The sequence below is a fragment of the Sphingomonas sp. NFR04 genome (genome assembly GCF_900114095.1).
Lineage (GTDB): Bacteria > Pseudomonadota > Alphaproteobacteria > Sphingomonadales > Sphingomonadaceae > Sphingomonas.
Genome location: NZ_FORV01000002.1, coordinates 223,364 through 241,619, shown reverse-complemented (window position 1 = coordinate 241,619; position 18,256 = coordinate 223,364). Strand labels below are relative to the sequence as shown.

General features: G+C 67.3%; 13 protein-coding genes. 7 read left to right on the top strand and 6 right to left on the bottom strand.

What is annotated here, in order from left to right; genetic code table 11:
• Positions 1-22: 22 nt before the first annotated feature.
• Positions 23-2,068 carry an alpha/beta hydrolase family protein gene (locus BM009_RS07265; RefSeq protein WP_093295068.1) on the top strand — a complete coding sequence of 682 codons (2,046 nt, stop codon included), beginning with the start codon at positions 23-25 and terminating at the stop codon, positions 2,066-2,068.
• A gap of 31 nt (positions 2,069-2,099) precedes the next feature.
• Here BM009_RS07265 and BM009_RS07260 read toward each other — a convergent pair whose 3' ends face one another.
• Positions 2,100-2,819 carry an MOSC domain-containing protein gene (locus tag BM009_RS07260; protein WP_093295067.1) on the bottom strand — a complete coding sequence of 240 codons (720 nt, stop codon included), beginning with the start codon at positions 2,817-2,819 and terminating at the stop codon, positions 2,100-2,102.
• Between the two features lie 139 nt (positions 2,820-2,958).
• Here BM009_RS07260 and recA point away from each other — a divergent pair, with 139 nt between their 5' ends.
• The 4 genes from recA to BM009_RS07240 all read left to right on the top strand — a co-directional run bounded on the left by recA (position 2,959) and on the right by BM009_RS07240 (position 7,309).
• A complete protein-coding gene (gene recA / locus BM009_RS07255) occupies positions 2,959-4,029 on the top strand; it encodes a recombinase RecA (protein WP_093295065.1) in 1,071 nt (356 codons plus the stop codon).
• 4 nt (positions 4,030-4,033) lie between these two features.
• Entirely contained in the window at positions 4,034-4,453 is a 420-nt protein-coding gene (locus BM009_RS07250) for a hypothetical protein (RefSeq protein ID WP_254772186.1), read from the top strand.
• A 42-nt stretch (positions 4,454-4,495) separates the two neighbouring features.
• Complete coding sequence (locus BM009_RS07245; RefSeq protein ID WP_093295064.1) at positions 4,496-6,583, top strand: catalase; 2,088 nt, start codon at positions 4,496-4,498, stop codon at positions 6,581-6,583.
• Between the two features lie 99 nt (positions 6,584-6,682).
• Positions 6,683-7,309 carry a glutathione S-transferase family protein gene (locus BM009_RS07240; protein WP_093295062.1) on the top strand — a complete coding sequence of 209 codons (627 nt, stop codon included), beginning with the start codon at positions 6,683-6,685 and terminating at the stop codon, positions 7,307-7,309.
• 15 nt (positions 7,310-7,324) lie between these two features.
• Here the strand turns inward: BM009_RS07240 and BM009_RS07235 are convergent, their stop codons facing one another.
• Positions 7,325-8,647, bottom strand: coding sequence for a dicarboxylate/amino acid:cation symporter (locus BM009_RS07235; RefSeq protein WP_093295061.1), 1,323 nt, complete (start codon positions 8,645-8,647; stop codon positions 7,325-7,327).
• A gap of 66 nt (positions 8,648-8,713) precedes the next feature.
• Positions 8,714-10,339, bottom strand: a complete 1,626-nt coding sequence (locus tag BM009_RS07230) for a tetratricopeptide repeat protein (protein WP_093295059.1) — start codon at positions 10,337-10,339, stop codon at positions 8,714-8,716.
• A gap of 96 nt (positions 10,340-10,435) precedes the next feature.
• Between BM009_RS07230 and BM009_RS07225 the strand changes: the two genes are divergently transcribed.
• Both BM009_RS07225 and alaS read left to right on the top strand, forming a co-directional pair.
• Entirely contained in the window at positions 10,436-11,695 is a 1,260-nt protein-coding gene (locus BM009_RS07225) for a M24 family metallopeptidase (protein ID WP_254772185.1), read from the top strand.
• A gap of 100 nt (positions 11,696-11,795) precedes the next feature.
• The gene (gene alaS, locus BM009_RS07220) at positions 11,796-14,447 is read left to right on the top strand and encodes an alanine--tRNA ligase (protein ID WP_093295058.1); all 2,652 of its coding nucleotides are present in this window, start codon (positions 11,796-11,798) and stop codon (positions 14,445-14,447) included.
• Positions 14,448-14,452: 5 nt separating this feature from the next.
• On the opposite strand, the gene BM009_RS07215 is transcribed toward alaS, so the two are convergent.
• The 3 genes from BM009_RS07215 to BM009_RS07205 form a co-directional block, all read right to left on the bottom strand.
• Complete coding sequence (locus tag BM009_RS07215; protein ID WP_093295056.1) at positions 14,453-14,968, bottom strand: hypothetical protein; 516 nt, start codon at positions 14,966-14,968, stop codon at positions 14,453-14,455.
• Positions 14,968-16,761, bottom strand: coding sequence for a cation:proton antiporter domain-containing protein (locus BM009_RS07210; RefSeq protein ID WP_093295055.1), 1,794 nt, complete (start codon positions 16,759-16,761; stop codon positions 14,968-14,970). Before BM009_RS07210 ends, BM009_RS07215 begins: the two co-directional genes overlap by 1 nt.
• A gap of 182 nt (positions 16,762-16,943) precedes the next feature.
• Entirely contained in the window at positions 16,944-18,164 is a 1,221-nt protein-coding gene (locus BM009_RS07205) for an NADP-dependent isocitrate dehydrogenase (RefSeq protein ID WP_093295053.1), read from the bottom strand.
• Between the last annotated feature and the right edge of the window lie 92 nt (positions 18,165-18,256).

The following is an 18,256-nucleotide window of genomic DNA, read 5'->3' as shown; positions in this document are numbered from 1 at the left end:
CCTTCCGGCTATCGTCGCCGCCATGAAGCAGTTCCTCGTCGCGAGCGTCGCGCTCGCCGCCATCGCTGCGCCCGCATCGGCGCGAGACCTCACCATCCAGGACGTTGTCGGCCTCTCCCGCGTGGGGGCGCCCGCCGTCTCGCCCGACGGCCATTGGCTCGTCTGGCAGCAGCGCGAGACCGATCTTGCCGCCAACAAGGGGCGCTATGACCTGTGGCGGCTGGATCTCACCGCCAAGGGCGCCAGGCCCGAGAAGCTGGTCGCCGAGCCGCTGGTCAACGAAACCGCGCCGCAATTCTCGGCCGACGGCAAGACCGTGTGGTTCCAGTCCGACAAGGGTGGCGAGGATGCGGTGTGGGGCGTGGCGATCACCGGCGGCACCCCGACCCAGCTGACCCATATCCAGGGCGGCTTCAGCGGCTTCAAGGTCTCGCCGGACGGCGCCAAGCTGCTCGTCTGGGCCGATCGCAAGCCGGGCGCACCGACGATCACGCCTGCGATGGAGAAGAAGGACGCGAATGCCGGTTCGGGCCGCGTCTACCAGCAGCTGTTCGTGCGCCACTGGGATACATGGGCGGACGGCACCCGCTCGCAGCTGTTCGTGCTGCCCTTCGGGTCGCAAGGCGCGACCGGTGACGGCGTCGCGATCGAGGGCGGGCTGATCGGCGACACGCCCTCCAGGCCCTATGGCGGCGGTGAGGAAGTCGCCTGGTCGGCCGACGGGAAGACCATCTATTTCGCGCTGCGTGAGGCGGGGCGGATCGAGTCGCTCTCCACCAATCTGGATATCTTCGCCGCACCCGCGGACGGTTCGGCCGCACCGGTGAACCTCACCAAGGGCAATGGCGGCATGGACAATCTGCCGACACCTTCGCCCGACGGGAAGTGGCTCGCCTGGTTCGCGATGGCGCGGCCCGGCTATGAGGCCGATCGCCAGGTACTGATGCTACGCAACCTCGCCACCGGCGACGTGCGTTCGCTGACAGCCAACTGGGATCGCTCGGTCGCCTCGATCGCCTGGGGCGCGGACTCGAAGACGATCTACGTCACCGCGCAGGACGTGCAGGAAGAGCCCGTCTTCGCAGTCTCGCTGGAAGGCAAGGTCGAGCGGCTGACCCAGAAGGGCAGCGTCTCAGCCGTAGTGCCGACCAGGGGCGGCCTCGTCTATGCAATGAACAGCCTTACCGCGCCGGACGATTTCTACTGGCTCAAGGGCAAGAAGAGCACCCGGCTGACGACGGTGAATTCGGGGAAGCTGGCTGGCATCGCGATGCCCCAGGTCACCCGCTACAGCTTCAACGGCGCCAATGGCGACACGGTCTGGGGCTATGTCGCCAAGCCGGCGGGGCTGGCGGCGGGTGCCAAGGCGCCGATCGCGTTCATCGTCCATGGCGGGCCGCAGGGCAGCATGGGCAATAGCTGGTCGTACCGCTGGAACCCGGCGGTGTTCGCAGGTGCTGGCTATGCGGTGGTCGCGGTCGATTTCCACGGCTCGACCGGCTATGGCCAGGCCTTCACCGATGCGATCCGCAACAATTGGGGCGGATCGCCGCTCGAGGACCTGAAGAAGGGCCTGCGTGCGGCGACCGATCGCTTCGCCTTCCTCGACGGCGACAAGGCCTGCGCGCTCGGTGCCTCCTATGGCGGCTATATGATGAACTGGATCGAGGGCCAGTGGCCCGATCGCTTCAAGTGCATCGTCCAGCATGACGGCGTGTTCGACGCCCGTGCCATGGCGTACGAAACCGAGGAGCTGTGGTTCGACGAGTGGGAACATGGCGGCAAGGCCTATTTCGAGGACCCCGGCGCATTCGAGCGCTGGAACCCGGTCAATTATGTCAGCGCCTGGAAGACCCCGCAGCTGGTGATCACCAGCGAGAAGGACTTCCGCATTCCCTATACCCAGGGCCTCGCCGCCTTCACTGCGCTCCAGCGCCGCGAGATCCCGTCCAAGCTGCTGGTGTTCCCGGACGAGAACCACTGGGTGCTCAAGCCCAAGAACTCGCTGCAATGGTATGGCGAGGTGCTCGGCTGGATGGACCAGTGGACGGGCAAGGCGGGGAAGTGACGGATGGGGGAGGGGCTTCGGCCCCTCCGCTTCAGGCGAGGATGCGCACCGGATCGCCGACGCGGATCAGCCCGGGTCGCGCCGGCGCCGAGTAGAGCCCGTAGCAGGCGCCGAAGCGTTGGGCGACGGTGCGCAGGATCGTCGGGTCTTTGGCGCCGGTGTCCGGATCGATCGTGATCAGCACGCAGCGCTGGATCGGATCGGCGCATTGCACGATCGCGCCGTCCTCGCTCGGGTCCCCGAAGGCGAGGCGCAAGCCCTGCCATTGCTCGGGCAGCAATTCGCTTTCGATCGTCACGTTGATGCGGAAGCGGCGCGGGTCGATCCGCCCGCCATGCGCGGCCTCCAGCGCGCGGTGGCCGGCGCTGGTCTGGAGCGAGACCGGCATCGAGTCATAGACGCCGCGCGCCACCTGGATCAGCGACACCGGCTCGCGCGCCGCCTCCGCCATATGGGCATGCAGGCCGGGGTCGTGCAGCGCGCGGATACCACCGTCGGGGGCCTCGACCGTGATCGCGCTGGTCTTGGGCGCGGCCGGGTCGGAGAAGCGCGCCCGGTGGAGTACCATGCCCGGCACCTCCCGCGCAGTAAGCCACGGAAAACGCGTGCCATTCTGCGCGCGAACAAAGGCGTACTGGCGGTCGCCCTCGACGCCCTGCCAGTCCAACTCCGCAAGCGAAAGGGCCTCTCCGGCCATGGATTTCACCGGGAAGCGGGCGAGCGCGGAGACATGGCCGACGATCATGGTCATCCCGTATCGCTAGCCAGCCCTGCGCACCGCTGCAAATTTTCTAGCGTGTTCCGCTCTTGTTCCAGTGGAACAAAGGTGATACATAATTTCCAACAGTGTTGAACGCGGCGTGCAAACCCTCTAGCGACGGGGCTTCCCAATGGCAGCATCTCTCAAGGTGATCGACGGCAATATGGCCAATCCCACGGACAAGCAGAAGGCGCTCGACGCCGCCCTCGCGCAGATCGACCGCGCCTTCGGCAAGGGCTCGGCCATGCGCCTGGGCTCTAAGGAGACGATGCAGGTCGAGGCGATCTCGACCGGTTCGCTCGGGCTCGACATCGCGCTCGGCGTCGGCGGCCTGCCGCGCGGCCGCGTGATCGAAGTCTATGGTCCGGAAAGCTCGGGAAAGACGACGCTGGCGCTGCACGTCATCGCCGAGGCGCAGAAGAATGGCGGCGTGGCCGCGTTCGTCGACGCCGAGCACGCGCTCGATCCGGTCTATGCCAAGAAACTGGGCGTCAACATCGACGAGCTGATCGTCTCGCAGCCCGATACCGGCGAGCAGGCGTTGGAGATCGTCGACACCCTGGTCCGCTCGAACGCGATCGACGTGCTGGTGGTCGATTCGGTCGCCGCGCTGGTGCCGCGCGCCGAAATCGAAGGCGAGATGGGCGACAGCCATGTCGGCCTCCAGGCCCGCCTGATGTCGCAGAGCCTGCGCAAGCTGACCGGCTCGATCAGCCGCTCGCGCTGCATGGTGATCTTCATCAACCAGCTGCGCATGAAGATCGGCGTGATGTACGGCAATCCGGAGACGACGACGGGCGGCAACGCGCTGAAGTTCTACGCCTCGGTCCGCCTCGACATCCGCCGCACCGGCCAGATCAAGGACCGCGACGAGATCATCGGCAACGCGACGCGCGTCAAGGTGGTGAAGAACAAGGTCGCGCCGCCGTTCAAGCAGGTCGAATTCGACATCATGTATGGCGAGGGCATCTCGAAGATCGGCGAGATCCTCGATCTCGGCGTCAAGGCCGGGCTGGTCGAGAAGTCGGGCGCCTGGTTCAGCTATGACAGCATCCGTATCGGCCAGGGTCGCGAGAACTCGAAGAACTTCCTGCGCGAGAACCCGGAGGTCTGCAACCGGCTGGAAGCCGCGATCCGCGGCCGTACCGAGCAGGTCGCCGAGGGTCTGATGGCCGGTCCGGAGCCCGACGACGATATCTGATCGGATGACCTCTGCGGTGGCGGGGATGGCCGGAGCGTGCATTGCCACGTCGTCGGCAGACCTCGCCATCCGATTAACCGCTGCCCGGGCCTTGCTGCAATCGGCATGGCCCGAGGCGGTGGAGCGGAATTTGGTCCGTGCGACCGGGCGGACGTTCGTCTATGCGTCCCCTGATAGGGGCGCGGTGGTGCTTCGTCTGGTCGTCGATCCGCCCAACCTGTTGCTCCACTTCGCTGCGGGCGCTGGATTGGCAGACCCGGCGGGATTGCTGCGGGGCGAGGGGCGGCGCGGCCGCTATGTCTGCCTTGGCGCAGTCGCTTCCGGCGACGAACCGGCGCTCCGGGCGCTGATCGCCGTTGCGGCGGCTGGCGCCTCCGCCACGACCGAAATCGACATAGATCACAAACCTGGCGCAACTGCCTGATCCACGGCTCGTTCAGTCTTCGCACGCTTGCGAGGATTTCCCATGACCGATCAGAACAGCCGCAACGCCCCCGCCGGGGGCGAAACCCACCAGGTGACCGATGCCGATCATCCGGTGCTCACCACCAACCACGGCACACCGATCAGCGACAACCAGAACCAGCTGAAGGCTGGGGCGCGCGGGCCCGTGCTGATCGAGGACGAGATCTTCCGCGAGAAGATGAACCACTTCGATCACGAGCGCATCCCGGAGCGCATCGTCCACGCCCGCGGCTCGGCCGCGCACGGCTATTTCGAATGCACCGACAGCCTGGCGGACATCACTGTCGCCGACCTGTTCCAGAAGAAGGGCCAGCGCACAGAGGTGTTCGTGCGCTTCTCGACGGTGGCAGGCGGTGCCGGCTCGGTCGATACCCCGCGCGACGTCCGCGGCTTCGCGGTGAAGTTCTACACCCGCGAGGGCAATTGGGATCTGGTCGGCAACAACATCCCGGTCTTCTTCATCCAGGACGCGATCAAGTTCCCCGACCTGATCCACGCGGCGAAGATGGAAGCCGATCGCGGCTATCCCCAGGCGGCGACCGCGCACGACACCTTCTGGGACTTCATCAGCCTGATGCCCGAGTCGACCCATATGGTGATGTGGGCGATGTCCGACCGCACGCTGCCGCGCAGCTTCGCGACGATGGAAGGCTTCGGCATCCACACCTTCCGCTTCATCAATGCGGAAGGGAAGAGCACCTTCGTCAAGTTCCATTGGAAACCCAAGGCGGGCCTCGCCTCGACGATCTGGGACGAGACGGTGAAGATCGCCGGTGCCGACCCCGATTTCCAGCGCCGCGACCTGTTCGAGCGGATCCAGCGCGGCGACTATCCGACCTGGGAACTGGGCGTGCAGCTGTTCGACGAGGACTTCGCCAACGCGCAGCCCTATGACGTGCTCGACGCGACCAAGCTGATCCCCGAGGAAGTGCTCCCCGTCCGGATCGTCGGCAAGATGGTGCTGGATCGCTATCCGGACAATTTCTTCGCCGAAACCGAGCAGGCGGCGTTCGTGCCCAGCCATGTCGTTCCCGGCATCGGCTTCAGCAACGATCCGCTGCTCCAGGGGCGGCTGTTCAGCTATACCGACACCCAGCTGTCGCGCCTGGGCTCGGTCAATTTCCACCAGCTGCCGATCAACGCCGCCAAGGGTCGCGCCGAAGCGGCGGGCTGCCCTTTCATGAACCAGCAGCGCGACGGCCACATGCAGATGGCGGTGCCCAAGGGCCGCGCCAATTACGAGCCCAACAGCCTCGCCAAGGCCGGCGAGGAGGGCGGCGCGCGCGAGGATCCGGAAAAGGGCTACAAGACCTTCCCGGCGGAAGAGCAGGGCCAGAAGCTGCGCATCCGCGCCGAAAGCTTCGCCGATCACTACAGCCAGGCGCGGCTGTTCTTCCGCTCGATGGACCCGGCCGAGCAGGCGCACATCGCCTCGGCGCTGGTGTTCGAGCTGTCCAAGGTCAGCCTCGAGCATATCCGCACCCAAATGATGGCCAATTTGCGCAATGTCGACGAAACGCTGGCCCAGCGCGTCACCGATGGCCTCGCCATGGACCTGCCCGAAGCTTCGCCCACCGCCGCGCCGGTGCTCGACATGGACCCGTCGCCGGCGCTGCGGATCATCCGCGGCCCGCGCGAGATCCACACGCTGGAGGGCCGCACCGTCGGCATCCTCATCGCCGACGGCACGGATGCGGGTGACCTGACGACGCTCAAGGACGCGATCAAGGCCGCCGGCGGCAATGCGATGACGATCGCGCCCAAGGTGGGCAAGGTCCCGCTCTCGGACGGGTCGAAGATCGCCGCCGATGCCCAGCTGTTCGGTCAGCCTTCGGTCACGGTGGATGCCTGCGCGGTGATCCTGTCGGAAGAGGCCGCGGCCAAGCTCGTCAAGGAAGGTGCGGCGGTGCAGTGGGTGATGGACGCATTCGGCCATCTCAAGGCGATCGGCGCCAATGCCGCCGCCCAGCCGCTGCTCGACAAGGCGGGCGTGGAGCCCGACGAGGGCGTCACCGATCTGGCCGGTTTCGTCGATGCCGCCAAGCAGCGCTATTGGGACCGCGAGCCGAAGGTGCGCACGCTCACCTGATCGCTACCGGCCCAGCTTGCGCGGCGGCCCGCCGTCGCGCAAGCTGCAGGCCTGTGCAGAAGGCGACGGCGCAACGCCGCGCCCATCGGAGGGGCCGACTTGACGATCATCGTCCATCATCTCGAAAATTCGCGTTCGCAGCGCGTGCTCTGGCTGCTCGAGGAGCTCGGGCTACCCTATGAGGTCAAGCGCTACGAGCGCAACAAGGCGACGATGCTCGCTCCGCCCGAGCTGAAGAAGGTCCATCCGCTCGGCAAATCGCCGGTGATCGAGGATAATGGCACGGTGGTCGCCGAGACCGGTGCGATCCTGCAATATCTGGTCGACAAGGCGGAGGGGAAGCTCGGCGCGCCGGCCAACCGCGAGGATGCGCTGCGCTACCGCCACTTCCTCCATTATGCCGAGGGCTCGCTGATGCCGCCGCTCCTGGTGATGCTGGTGCTCGGCCGCGTGCCGTTCTTCGGCAAGCTAGGCCTCAAGAAGTTCCGGCCGATGGCGGAGGTGCATTTCGACTATGTCGAAGCCGAACTGGCGCAGCGGCCCTGGTTCGCCGGCGACAGCTTCACCGCGGCCGATGTGATGATGAGCTTCCCCATGGAAGCGGCGGTCAAGCGCGCCGGCATTCTGGACGGCCGCCCGCACATCACCGCGTTCCTGGAGAAGATCCATGCCCGCCCGGCCTATCAGCGCGCGCTGAAGGCGGGCGGGCCCTATGCCTATGCGTGATGTGACCGGGAGCGCTCAACTACCGGCATAGTCCTCGAACTTGCTGGCGTCGTGCGGTCCTCCGGCGGGGAGCGGCCGTACTGCCGGTTCGGCTTCGTCGGGGTCGTCGAGCTTGCCTTCCCAGCGCGCCACCACCGCCGCGGCCACGGCATTGCCGACGACGTTGGTGGCGGTGCGGCCCATGTCGAGGAAATGGTCGACCGCCAGGATCAGCAGCACGCCCGCCTCGGGGATGTTGAAATGGGCCAGCGTGCCGGTGATCACCACCAGGCTGGCGCGCGGCACGCCGGCGATGCCCTTGCTGGTGACCATCAGGATCAGCAGCATCTGGATCATCGTCGCCCAGTCGAGGTGGATGCCGTATGCCTGGGCGATGAAGATCGACGCGAAGGTCATGTACATCATCGAGCCGTCGAGGTTGAACGAATAGCCGAGCGGCAGCACGAAGCTGGCGATGCGCGGCGGCACGCCGAACCGGTCGAGCGCGTCGAGCGTGCGCGGATAGGCCGCTTCCGACGATGCGGTCGAGAAGCCGAGCAGGATCGGATCGCGCAGGTAGCGGAACAGCAGGCCGGTGCGCGGCCCGATCACCAGGAAGCAGGCGCCGAGCAGCACCGCCCACAGCGCGGCAAGGCCGATATAGAAGCTGCCCATGAAGAAGGCGAGGTCGCCGACCACGCCCAGTCCCTTGGTCGCGAGCGTGCGCGCGACGGCGCAGAACACCGCGACCGGCGCGAACAGCATCACATAGCCGGTCACCGTCAGCATCACCGAGACCAAAGCCTCCAGCCCGCGCAGCAGCGGCTTGGCCTTGTCGCCCACCGCCGCCATGCCGACGCCGAAGAACAGCGAGAAGATCACCAGCTGGAGGATGTCGTTGCTCGCCATCGCCTCGATGGCGCTGGTCGGCACGATATGGGTGAAGAACTTCGCCGCGTCGAAGGCCGAGCGATCGACGCCGCTCGACGCATTGGCCGGCGGCAGCGGCAAATGCAGCCCGGTGCCGGGATGAAGCAGGTTCACCAGGATCAGGCCCAGGGTCAGCGACACGAGGCTGGCGCAGACGAACCAGAAGAACGCCTTGAGGCCAACGCGCCCGATCGCGCCGCCGCCGCCCATATGCGCGATGCCGACGACCAGCGTCGAGACCACCAACGGCGCGATGATCATCTTGATGAGATGCAGGAACATCTGGGTGGGGATGTCGAGGCCATAGGCGATCGATTCGAGCGTCGCCTTGCCCGCGTCCGTACCGCCATAGCCGAGGTTCAGCCCCCAGCCGATCAGCCCGCCCAGCAGCAGCGCTGCCAGGATGAACCAGGTTAGTCGTTTACCCACATATGCTCCCTGAAGAATCGTCGCGGGAGGGAAGGGGATTGTTGCGCCCGGGTCAAGCCCGCGGGATTAACCGAGCGTGACGGCTGTCCCATGCCAGTGCGCCAACGCGACCGCGCGGTCGCCCCTGGCAGCGCTCGCATTGCCGAGCTTCGCCTGGATCTGGCTGCGCGTGGCGAGTGCCACCGGGTCCAACGGGCGATGGCGCAGCGACGCCTCGATTTCGGCAAGCGCTTCCTTGCTCTTGCCCTGCGCCAGCAGCGCGGCGGCGAGGTCGCGACGCACCGGATACCACCAAAGCGGCGGATCGGTCCATTCGGCGAGCGGCTTGGCCTCCTCGAGCGCGGCGGCACGCGCAAAGGCCTTGGCTGCCTTGTCCGGGCGGTTGTCCAGCATCGCCATGCGACCTTCGAGCACCAGTCGCGCAACGGTGATCGCGGCGGTGGCGCTGCCCTCGAGCGGATCGGGCTTGATCTTCTTCGGCATCGCCCGCGCCTCGGCCTCCAGCCCGGTGCGATCGCCGGCCCGCGCATAGGCCTCGCCGCGCGCATAATGCCAGAGCGCCTGCCCGATGGCGGCGTCCTTGGCCGGCGCGGCGATCGCCAGCGTCTCGGCGAGCGGCGCGAAGCGGGCAATGGCGATATACCCCTGACCGAGGACGGCCTGCTTGTACGGATCGAGCTTCGGGGCGCGCGCGCCCATCGCCACCAGCGGCCGCGCGATCGCCAGCCCGCGCTCGGCATCGCCCGCCATCAGCGCACCGCCGATACCGAACTGGACGTTGTGGCCGTGATAGGCGAGCGTCCAGACGCCGTCCGGCTCCGCCAGCTTCAGCCGGCGCGCGTTGGCGAAGCCCAATTCCACCGCCTTCTGATTGGTCGCCGCCGCATCCTCGTAGCGGCCAACCCAGTAATAGGTATGCGAGGGCATGTGGACGAGGTGGCTGGCCGCGGGCGCAATGCCGGCCAGCCGATCGGCATAGGGCTCGGCGCGCTTGGGGAAGCCCGCAATCTCGGTCGCGTGGATGTAGAAATGGATGGCCGGGGCATAGTCCGGATTGCGCTGGAGCACCGTCTCCAGCAGCGCCACCGGCCGCGCCATCTGGTCGGGCTTGGCGTCGGAGGCGATCAGCAGCGCGTCCGAGGCGACCACCGCGATCGAATCATCGTCCGGATAGGCGCGGGCGAGCGCATCCATGGCCTCGGCAAAGCCCTTGTTGCCCTGCTTGGCGTCACCGGCATAGCGCAGCTTCATCGCCGCGATCAGGCGGCGTTCCTTTTCCGGGCCGTCGGCGGCGAGCCGCTCGGCATTGGCGGTCACTTCGGCCAGCCGCTTCCGCTCGGCATCGTCGATCGGATAGTTGATGGTGGGCCCGGCGGCATAGGCCTCGCCCCAGCTGCACATCGCGCAATCGGGGTCCAGCCGACGCGACTCCTGCATCGCGCTCACCGCAGCCTTGTGCGCGAAGGCATGTGCCAGCTGCATGCCGTTGCTGAAAAAAGCCTGTGCCTCGGGGTTGCCGGTGCGGACCGGGAAGCCGCCCTGGCCATAGCCGCGCAGGATCGTCGGCCGTTCGCCGGTCTGCACCGCGTCGCCGCACCAATGCGGGCTGAACGCGGCGGTCGTCACACCCGAGGCCGGTGGCAGTGCCGCACCGAGCAAGAGCAACGCCGGCGCAATGGCTAGAACACGCATGATCCAAGTCCCCTGTCGCGGCGGACACGTGCCCCTTGCCGTCTGCCCCTGCTTCATCCTACCCGATCCGAGCTGATGGTAAAAGACGAGGGGCGCATGACGATGGATCTGGGAACGACTCGCCGCAGCTTGTTGGGATCGATGGCGGCGCTGCCGTTGCTGGGCATGCCGGGCATCGTCCGCGCCGCCGAGCCGGACCTCGACCAGCTGCACGACATGACCGGCAATGCCCGCCCGATCGGCCCCGAGGAGCGCCGGGCGCGACTCGCCAGGGCGCAGGCACTGATGCAGGCGAACGGCATCGGCGCGGTGCTGATCGAGCCGGGGGCGAGCCTGGTCTATTTCACCGGTATTCGCTGGGGCCGCAGCGAGCGGCTGACCGCCGCGATCCTGCCGGCGGAAGGTGAGCCCTGCATCGTCACGCCCTTCTTCGAGGAGCCCCGTACCCGCGAGACGCTGGCGATCCCCGCCGAGGTGCGCGTGTGGCAGGAGGACGAGGATCCGCTGAAGATCGTCTCGGGCTTCCTCAAGGATCGCAAGCTCGCCGGGCGACCCGTCGGCATCGAAGAGACGGTGCGCTTCTTCGCGGTGGACGGGCTGCAGAAGAATGGGCTGCGGGTCACCTCGGCCAATCCCGTGGTGCGCGGCTGCCGGATGATCAAGAGCCCGGCCGAGATCGCGCTGATGCAGCTCGCAACCGACATTACAATCGCCGCCTATCGCTTTGTATATGCTCGAGTGGAGAAGGGGATGCGCCAGCGCGACGTCTCCGCGCTGATGGATGCGGCGACGCGCAAGCTGGGCGGCGACCCCGAGTTCAGCATGGTGCTGGTCGGCGAGGGTGCGGCCTATCCGCACGGCACCAAGACCCCCTCGCCGGTGAGCGACGGTGCCATCGTGCTGATGGACTGCGGCTGCAACGTGATGGGCTATCAGTCCGACGTGTCGCGCACCTTCGTCCATGGCACCGCAAGCGCAGAACAGCGCAAGGTGTGGGATGTGGTTGCGAAGGGCCAGCAGGCGGCCTTCGCCGCGGCCAAGCTCGGCGCGCCGGCGGGCAGCGTCGACGACGCGGTGCGCGGCTATTACGCATCGCTGGGCTATGGGCCGGACTACAAGCTACCCGGCCTGTCCCATCGCACCGGGCATGGCATCGGGCTGGACGGGCACGAGCCGGTCAACCTCGTGCGCGGCGAGAAGACGCCGCTGGCCCCCGGCATGTGCTTTTCCAACGAGCCGGGCATCTACATCCCCGGCAGCTTCGGCGTGCGGCTGGAGGATTGCTTCCACATGACGGAAAGCGGGCCCAAATGGTTCTCGACTCCGCCGGTCTCGATCGATCAGCCGATGGGCTGAACCGCTGGCCGCGCGGGCCTGGTAAATGCGAATGCGGAACGATCAGCGTGATCGACGTGTTTCGCTTGAGCGAAAGCCCGCGCGCCCCTAAGTCGGCCTCATGACGTCGACCAATGATATCCGCCGCTCGTTTCTCGACTATTTCGAGGGCCAGGGCCATGCCCGCGTCCCCAGCGCGCCGCTGGTGCCGCACAACGATCCCACGCTGATGTTCGTGAATGCGGGCATGGTGCCGTTCAAGAACGTGTTCACCGGCCTGGAATCGCGTCCCTACAGCACCGCGACGAGCAGCCAGAAGTGCGTGCGCGCGGGCGGCAAGCATAACGATCTCGACAATGTCGGCTATACCGCCCGGCACCACACCTTCTTCGAAATGCTCGGCAATTTCTCGTTCGGCGACTATTTCAAGGAGCAGGCGATCACCCATGCCTGGACGCTCCTCACCAAGGAATGGGGCATCCCGGCCGAGAAGCTGACCGTCACGGTGTACCACACCGACGACCAGGCGTTCGACCTGTGGAAGAAGATCGCCGGGCTGCCCGACCACAAGATCATCCGCATCCCGACCAAGGACAATTTCTGGGCGATGGGCTCGGACGGCCCGTGCGGCCCCTGCTCGGAAATCTTCTACGATCACGGCGAGCATATCTATGGCGGCCCCCCGGGTTCGCCCGAAGAAGATGGCGACCGCTTCGTCGAGATCTGGAACCTCGTCTTCATGCAGTTCGTGCAGGAGAATGACGAGATCATCGGCGACCTGCCGCGGCCGAGCATCGACACCGGCATGGGGCTGGAGCGCATCGCCGCGGTGCTCCAGGGCGTGCACAACAATTACGACATCGACACCTTCAAGGCGCTGATCGACCAGTCGGCGGCGCTGACCGGCACCTCGGCGACGGGCGATCAGGTCGCCAGCCACCGCGTGATCGCCGATCACCTGCGCTCCTCGGGTTTCCTCGTCGCGGACGGCGTGCTGCCGGCAAACGAGGGCCGCGGCTATGTGCTCCGCCGCATCATGCGCCGCGCGATGCGCCACGCCCATCTGCTCGGCGCCAAGGATCCGCTGATGCACCGGCTGGTGCCGTCGCTGGTCGCCGAGATGGGTGCCGCCTATCCCGAACTCGTCCGCGCGCAGCCGCTGATCGAGGCGACGCTGCTCCAGGAGGAAACCCGTTTCCGCCAGACGCTCGCCAACGGCCTGCGCCTGCTCGACGAGGCGACGCAGGGGCTCAAGGCCGGCGACACGCTGCCGGGTGCCACTGCGTTCAAGCTCTACGACACGTTCGGCTTTCCCTATGACCTGACTGAGGACGCGCTGCGCGCCAACGAGATCGCCGTCGACCGCGCCGGCTTCGATGCCGCCATGGCCGAGCAGAAGCGCGCCGCCCGCGCGGCCTGGAAGGGCTCGGGCGAGAAGGCGTCGGAAGAGCTGTGGTACGACCTCGCCGACGAGCTCGGCGGGACGGAGTTCATCGGCTATTCGGGCACGCAGGGCGAAGGCCAGGTGGTCGCACTGGTCAAGGACGGCGCGCGGGTGGAGAAGGCGGTTGCCGGTGACACGGTGACCATCCTCACCAACCAGACGCCTTTCTATGGTGAGAGCGGCGGCCAGATGGGCGATGTCGGCGTGATCTCGAGCGACAAGCTGCGCGCGCTGGTCGACGATACCTCCAAGCCGCTGGGTCGCCTGCACGCGCACCATGCCAAGATCGAGAGCGGCGAAGTCGCGGTCGGCGACGCGGTGCACCTCTCGGTCGATGTCGAGCATCGCGACCAGGTCCGCGCCAACCATTCGGCGACCCACCTGCTGCATGCGGCGCTGCGTAAGCGGCTCGGCACCCATGTCAGCCAGAAGGGCAGCCTGGTGGCGCCCGAGCGGCTGCGCTTCGACTTCTCGCACCCCTCGGCGCTGACGCCCGAGCAGATCGCGCTGGTCGAGGCCGATGTGAACGCGCAGATCCGCCACAACGGCACGGTCGAGACGCGGCTGATGACCCCGGACGACGCGATCGCGGCCGGTGCGATGGCGCTGTTCGGCGAGAAATATGGCGACGAGGTCCGCGTGCTGTCGATGGGGCTGGGCGAGGATGCGTCCTATTCGGTCGAGCTGTGCGGCGGCACGCACGTCAATGCGACGGGCGACATCGCGATCTTCAAGATCGTCTCGGAAAGCGCCGTCTCCTCGGGCGTCCGCCGCATCGAGGCGCTGACCGGTGAGGGCGCGCGCTTGTGGCTCAACGCCCGCGACGAGCGGCTGCGTGAGGCCGCGGCCGCACTCAAGACCGCACCCGACGACGTGCCCGCGCGCGTCGCCGCGCTGGTCGAGGAACGCCGCAAGCTCGAGCGCGAGCTGGCCGACGCCAAGAAGGCGCTGGCGCTCGGCGCCGGGGCGGGGGCTGCCCCGGCGGGACCGGAGCAGGTCAATGGCATCAACTTCGTCGGGCAGGTGCTCGACGGGCTGGAAGCCAAGGCGCTGCGCGGCGCGGTCGACGAGGCCAAGGCGCGGATCGGCAGCGGCGTGGTCGCGCTGGTCGCGGTGAACGAGGGCCGTGCATCGGTCGCCGTCGGCGTCAGCGACGGGATCGGCGTCAGCGCGGTGGACCTGGTCAAGGTCGCGGTGGCGGTGCTCGGCGGCCAGGGTGGCGGCGGCCGTCCGGACATGGCGCAGGGCGGCGGTCCGGACGGTGCCAAGGGCGCCGATGCGCTCGCGGCGGTGAAGGCGGCGCTGGCGGAAGCCCAGGTCGCCGCCTGACGGGGTCAGCGCCCGGGGGCGTAGCCGTCCTCGGGCAGCACCCAGATCGCCGTCTGGCTCATGTCCGGGCGCAGCAGGCCGTCGATGGTGACGTTGACGGTCAGTTCGCCCGCGCCGGCGTCGCGGTAGCAGCGCTCATGGCCGGCGAGCGGCTGGAGCGCTTCCATCAGCTTGAGGCGCGTGTTCGACTCCAGCGCCGGGCTGAGCGCCGTGCCGTTGCTGGTTAGCTTGCCGCTGTTGAAGTCGGCAGGCCGGATGCGGCTGCACACCATGCCGTCGCGGACCTGGCCGAAGGTCGCATATTCCAGCACGATCACCGGGTCGCGATTGACCACGCCGGTCACCAGCGCGTCGAAATTGCCGTCGCCGCGCAGCGTGTAGCGGACGATCGTGCCACAGGTGCGCGCGCTGCGATCGGGGTCGATGCAGCGGATGCGCCCGGCCTTGGCCGGGGCGAGCGGATCTGGAACGGCTTCCGCCTGAACAGGGGCGAGCAGGGCGAGGGCGAGGGGTAGGAGCATTATGGTTGGACCTTGTCGGGTTCGGCGGTGGCGTTCAGCCGCGACCGTGTCAGCCGCGGGTCGCGTTGCAGACCGGCGGCTTCCTTGATCGAGCGGCGCATCTCGTCGCGCTTTTCGTGGATCGATGCAATCACCGGTCCGACGCCCAGGCCCAAATCCACCAACAGCGCCTCGGACAGCTGGAGCGAGCTTTCCATCGCCTCCGGCACCGCGTCGGTGGCGCCGGCGCGGTAGAGCTCGGCAGCGTGGGTCGCGTCGCGCGCGCGCGCGATAATCGGCAAGTGTGGCACCCAGCCGCGCACCCGCTTGGTCAGCCGCACGGTCAGCACCGGATCGTCCATCGTCAGCACCAGCGCCTTGGCGCGCCCGAGCTGCAGCTGATCAACGAGTTCGCTTCGGGTGACATCACCGAACAGCACGTGGAAGCCGGCGCGTCGGCCGCGCACGACGCTGTCGATATCGGCATCGACGGCGACATAGGGCTTGTCATGCCGGCGCAGCATCTCGGCGACGGTGCGGCCGACGCGGCCGAAGCCGATCACCACGGTGCCTCCCTCGACCTGGGCGAGGTCTTCCTCGGCGAACTGCGCGCCGTTCTTGCCCTCGATCTTGCGCGCGGCGCCACGGCCCGCCTTGGCGAGCAGCGGGGTGGCGGTGAGGCCGATCGCAGTGACCGCGCTCCAGAACGCGGCGGTGCCCGGCGCGATCAGCCCGGCGGCCCCGGCGACGCCGAGCACGATCAGCGTGGTCTCGGACGGACTCGCCATCAGCACGCCGGTTTCCGCCGCCGTGCCCATGCGTGCGCCCGACCAGCGCAGCAGCACCGTCGTCACCGCGACCTTGACCACCATCACCAGCATACTCGCCCCGAACAGCGCGACCCAGTTCGCGGCGACGAAGCCGAGGTCGAGCTGCATGCCGACGGTGAGCAGGAACACGCCGAGCGCGAGGCCCTTGAACGGCGCGGTGATCGCTTCGACTTCGCCGTGATATTCGGTCTCGGCGATCAGCAGGCCCGCGATCAGCGCACCGACGATCGGGGAAAGTCCCGCGGCAGTGGTGGCGAGGCTGGCGACGATCACGACGAGCAGGCTGGCGGCGAGGAAGAGCTCGGGGCTCTTGGTCCGGGCTGCCTGGGCGAACATGCGCGGCAGCACGATGCGGCCGCCGACGAACAGCACTGCGACGGTCGCGGCGCCGATCCCCAGCGTCGTCAGCAATTTGGTGACGCCTGCGCCGTCCGGATTGGGCGCCATCGCGCCGAGGCCGAAGATGATCGGCACCAGTGCGAGGTCCTCGAACAGCAGCATCGCGAAGGCGGCGCGACCGACGGGGCTGGTCGTACCCGCGATCGGGATCACCAGCGCGGTGGAGGAAAGCGCGAGCGCGAGACCCAGCCCGATCGCGCCGCCCGTGCTCAGTCCTGTAAGATAGAGCAGCGCCGCAAGGATCAATCCCGATCCGAACAGCTCGGCCGCGCCGGTGCCGAACACCAGCGCGCGCATCGCCCAGAGCCGCTTGAACGAGAGCTCGAGCCCGATCGAGAACAGCAGCAGGATGATGCCGAACTCGGCGAACGGCTCGATCGAGTGCGCGTCGGAGATGGTCAGGTAATAGAGCCACGGCGCCTGGCCGACCAGGCTGCCGAGCCCGAACGGCCCGACCAGCAGGCCGGCGAGGATGAACCCGATCACCGGGCTGATGCGGAAGCGCGCAAAGGCGGGAATGACAAGGCCCGCGGCGCCGAGAATTACCAGCGTGTCGCTGAAGCCATGATTGGACAGGCTCAGCATGCGATGTCCCGGTGGCGAGGTGCGGCCGCGGGGCGGGGATGGGAGGAACAGAAGGGCCGATGGCCGGTGGCGGGTTTTGCTCGCTCGGTCATGCCCTCTAGAGACGATGCGAGGCCCGGCATTGCAAGTAGAAAAGCCCGCCAGAGGCGGGCTTTTCGTAGCTTTCCTGAGGGGAAGGCGGCTTACTGCCAGCTGCCCATCGCGGTTTCGAGGTTGACGCGGATCGCCTCGAAGAACTGCTCGGTGGTCATCCAGGCCTGGTCCGGGCCGATCAGCAGCGCGAGGTCCTTGGTCATCTTGCCGCTCTCGACGGTTTCGATGCACACGCGCTCCAGCGTCTCGGCGAAGCGGGTCACCTCGGGGGTGTTGTCGAACTTGCCGCGATACTTGAGGCCGCCGGTCCAGGCGAAGATCGACGCGATCGGGTTGGTCGAGGTCGCCTTGCCCTGCTGGTGCTGGCGATAGTGGCGGGTGACGGTGCCGTGCGCCGCTTCCGCCTCGATCGTCTTGCCGTCCGGGGTCATCAGCACCGAGGTCATCAGGCCCAGCGAGCCGAAGCCCTGCGCGACCTGGTCCGACTGGACGTCGCCGTCATAGTTCTTGCAGGCCCAGACGAACTCGCCATGCCACTTGAGCGCCGAGGCGACCATGTCGTCGATCAGGCGGTGCTCGTAGACGATGCCGGCGCTCTGGAACTGGTCCTTGAACTCGGTCTCGAACACCTCGGCGAAGATGTCCTTGAAGCGGCCGTCATAGGCCTTGAGGATCGTGTTCTTGGTCGACAGGTACAGCGGCCAGTTGCGGCCAAGCGCATAGTTCATCGAGGCGCGCGCGAAATCGCGGATCGACTCGTCGAGATTGTACATGCCCATGGCGACGCCGGCCTGCGGGAAGTCGAACACCTCGTGCTCGATCGTCTCGCCATTCTCGCCTTCCCACTTCATGGTCAGCTTGCCCTTGCCGGGCACCTTGAAGTCGGTCGCCTTGTACTGGTCGCCGAAGGCGTGACGGCCGACGACGATCGGCTTGGTCCAGCCCGGGATCAGGCGGGGGACGTTCGAGATCACGATCGGCTCGCGGAAGATCACGCCGCCCAGGATGTTGCGGATGGTGCCGTTGGGCGACTTCCACATCTTCTTGAGGCTGAATTCCTCGACGCGCTGCTCGTCCGGGGTGATCGTCGCGCACTTCACGCCGACGCCGTACTGCTTGATCGCATTGGCCGAATCGATGGTGATCTGGTCGTTGGTCTCGTCGCGCTTCTGCACCGAGAGGTCATAGTACTTCAGATCGATGTCGAGGTACGGACGGATCAGGCGCTCGCGGATCCATTCCCAGATGATCCGCGTCATTTCGTCGCCGTCGATCTCCACGACGGGCGTTGCTACCTTGATCTTCGCCATAAGCTCGCTTTCCTGAGACAGGTTGGTTCCCGGCAGCGTCTAGGGGCAAGGGCAGGGGGGATCAAGCGCCTCGAACAGCGCCCGATCCCCCG

Coding starts and splice junctions, on each gene's coding strand:
- BM009_RS07265 (WP_093295068.1), top strand. CDS start 23: ATGAAGCAGTTCCTCGTCGCGAGCGTCGCGCTCGCCGCCATCGCTGCG.
- BM009_RS07260 (WP_093295067.1), bottom strand. CDS start 2,819: ATGACCATGATCGTCGGCCATGTCTCCGCGCTCGCCCGCTTCCCGGTG.
- recA (WP_093295065.1), top strand. CDS start 2,959: ATGGCAGCATCTCTCAAGGTGATCGACGGCAATATGGCCAATCCCACG.
- BM009_RS07250 (WP_254772186.1), top strand. CDS start 4,034: ATGACCTCTGCGGTGGCGGGGATGGCCGGAGCGTGCATTGCCACGTCG.
- BM009_RS07245 (WP_093295064.1), top strand. CDS start 4,496: ATGACCGATCAGAACAGCCGCAACGCCCCCGCCGGGGGCGAAACCCAC.
- BM009_RS07230 (WP_093295059.1), bottom strand. CDS start 10,339: ATGCGTGTTCTAGCCATTGCGCCGGCGTTGCTCTTGCTCGGTGCGGCA.
- BM009_RS07225 (WP_254772185.1), top strand. CDS start 10,436: ATGACGATGGATCTGGGAACGACTCGCCGCAGCTTGTTGGGATCGATG.
- alaS (WP_093295058.1), top strand. CDS start 11,796: ATGACGTCGACCAATGATATCCGCCGCTCGTTTCTCGACTATTTCGAG.
- BM009_RS07215 (WP_093295056.1), bottom strand. CDS start 14,968: ATGCTCCTACCCCTCGCCCTCGCCCTGCTCGCCCCTGTTCAGGCGGAA.
- BM009_RS07210 (WP_093295055.1), bottom strand. CDS start 16,761: ATGCTGAGCCTGTCCAATCATGGCTTCAGCGACACGCTGGTAATTCTC.
- BM009_RS07205 (WP_093295053.1), bottom strand. CDS start 18,164: ATGGCGAAGATCAAGGTAGCAACGCCCGTCGTGGAGATCGACGGCGAC.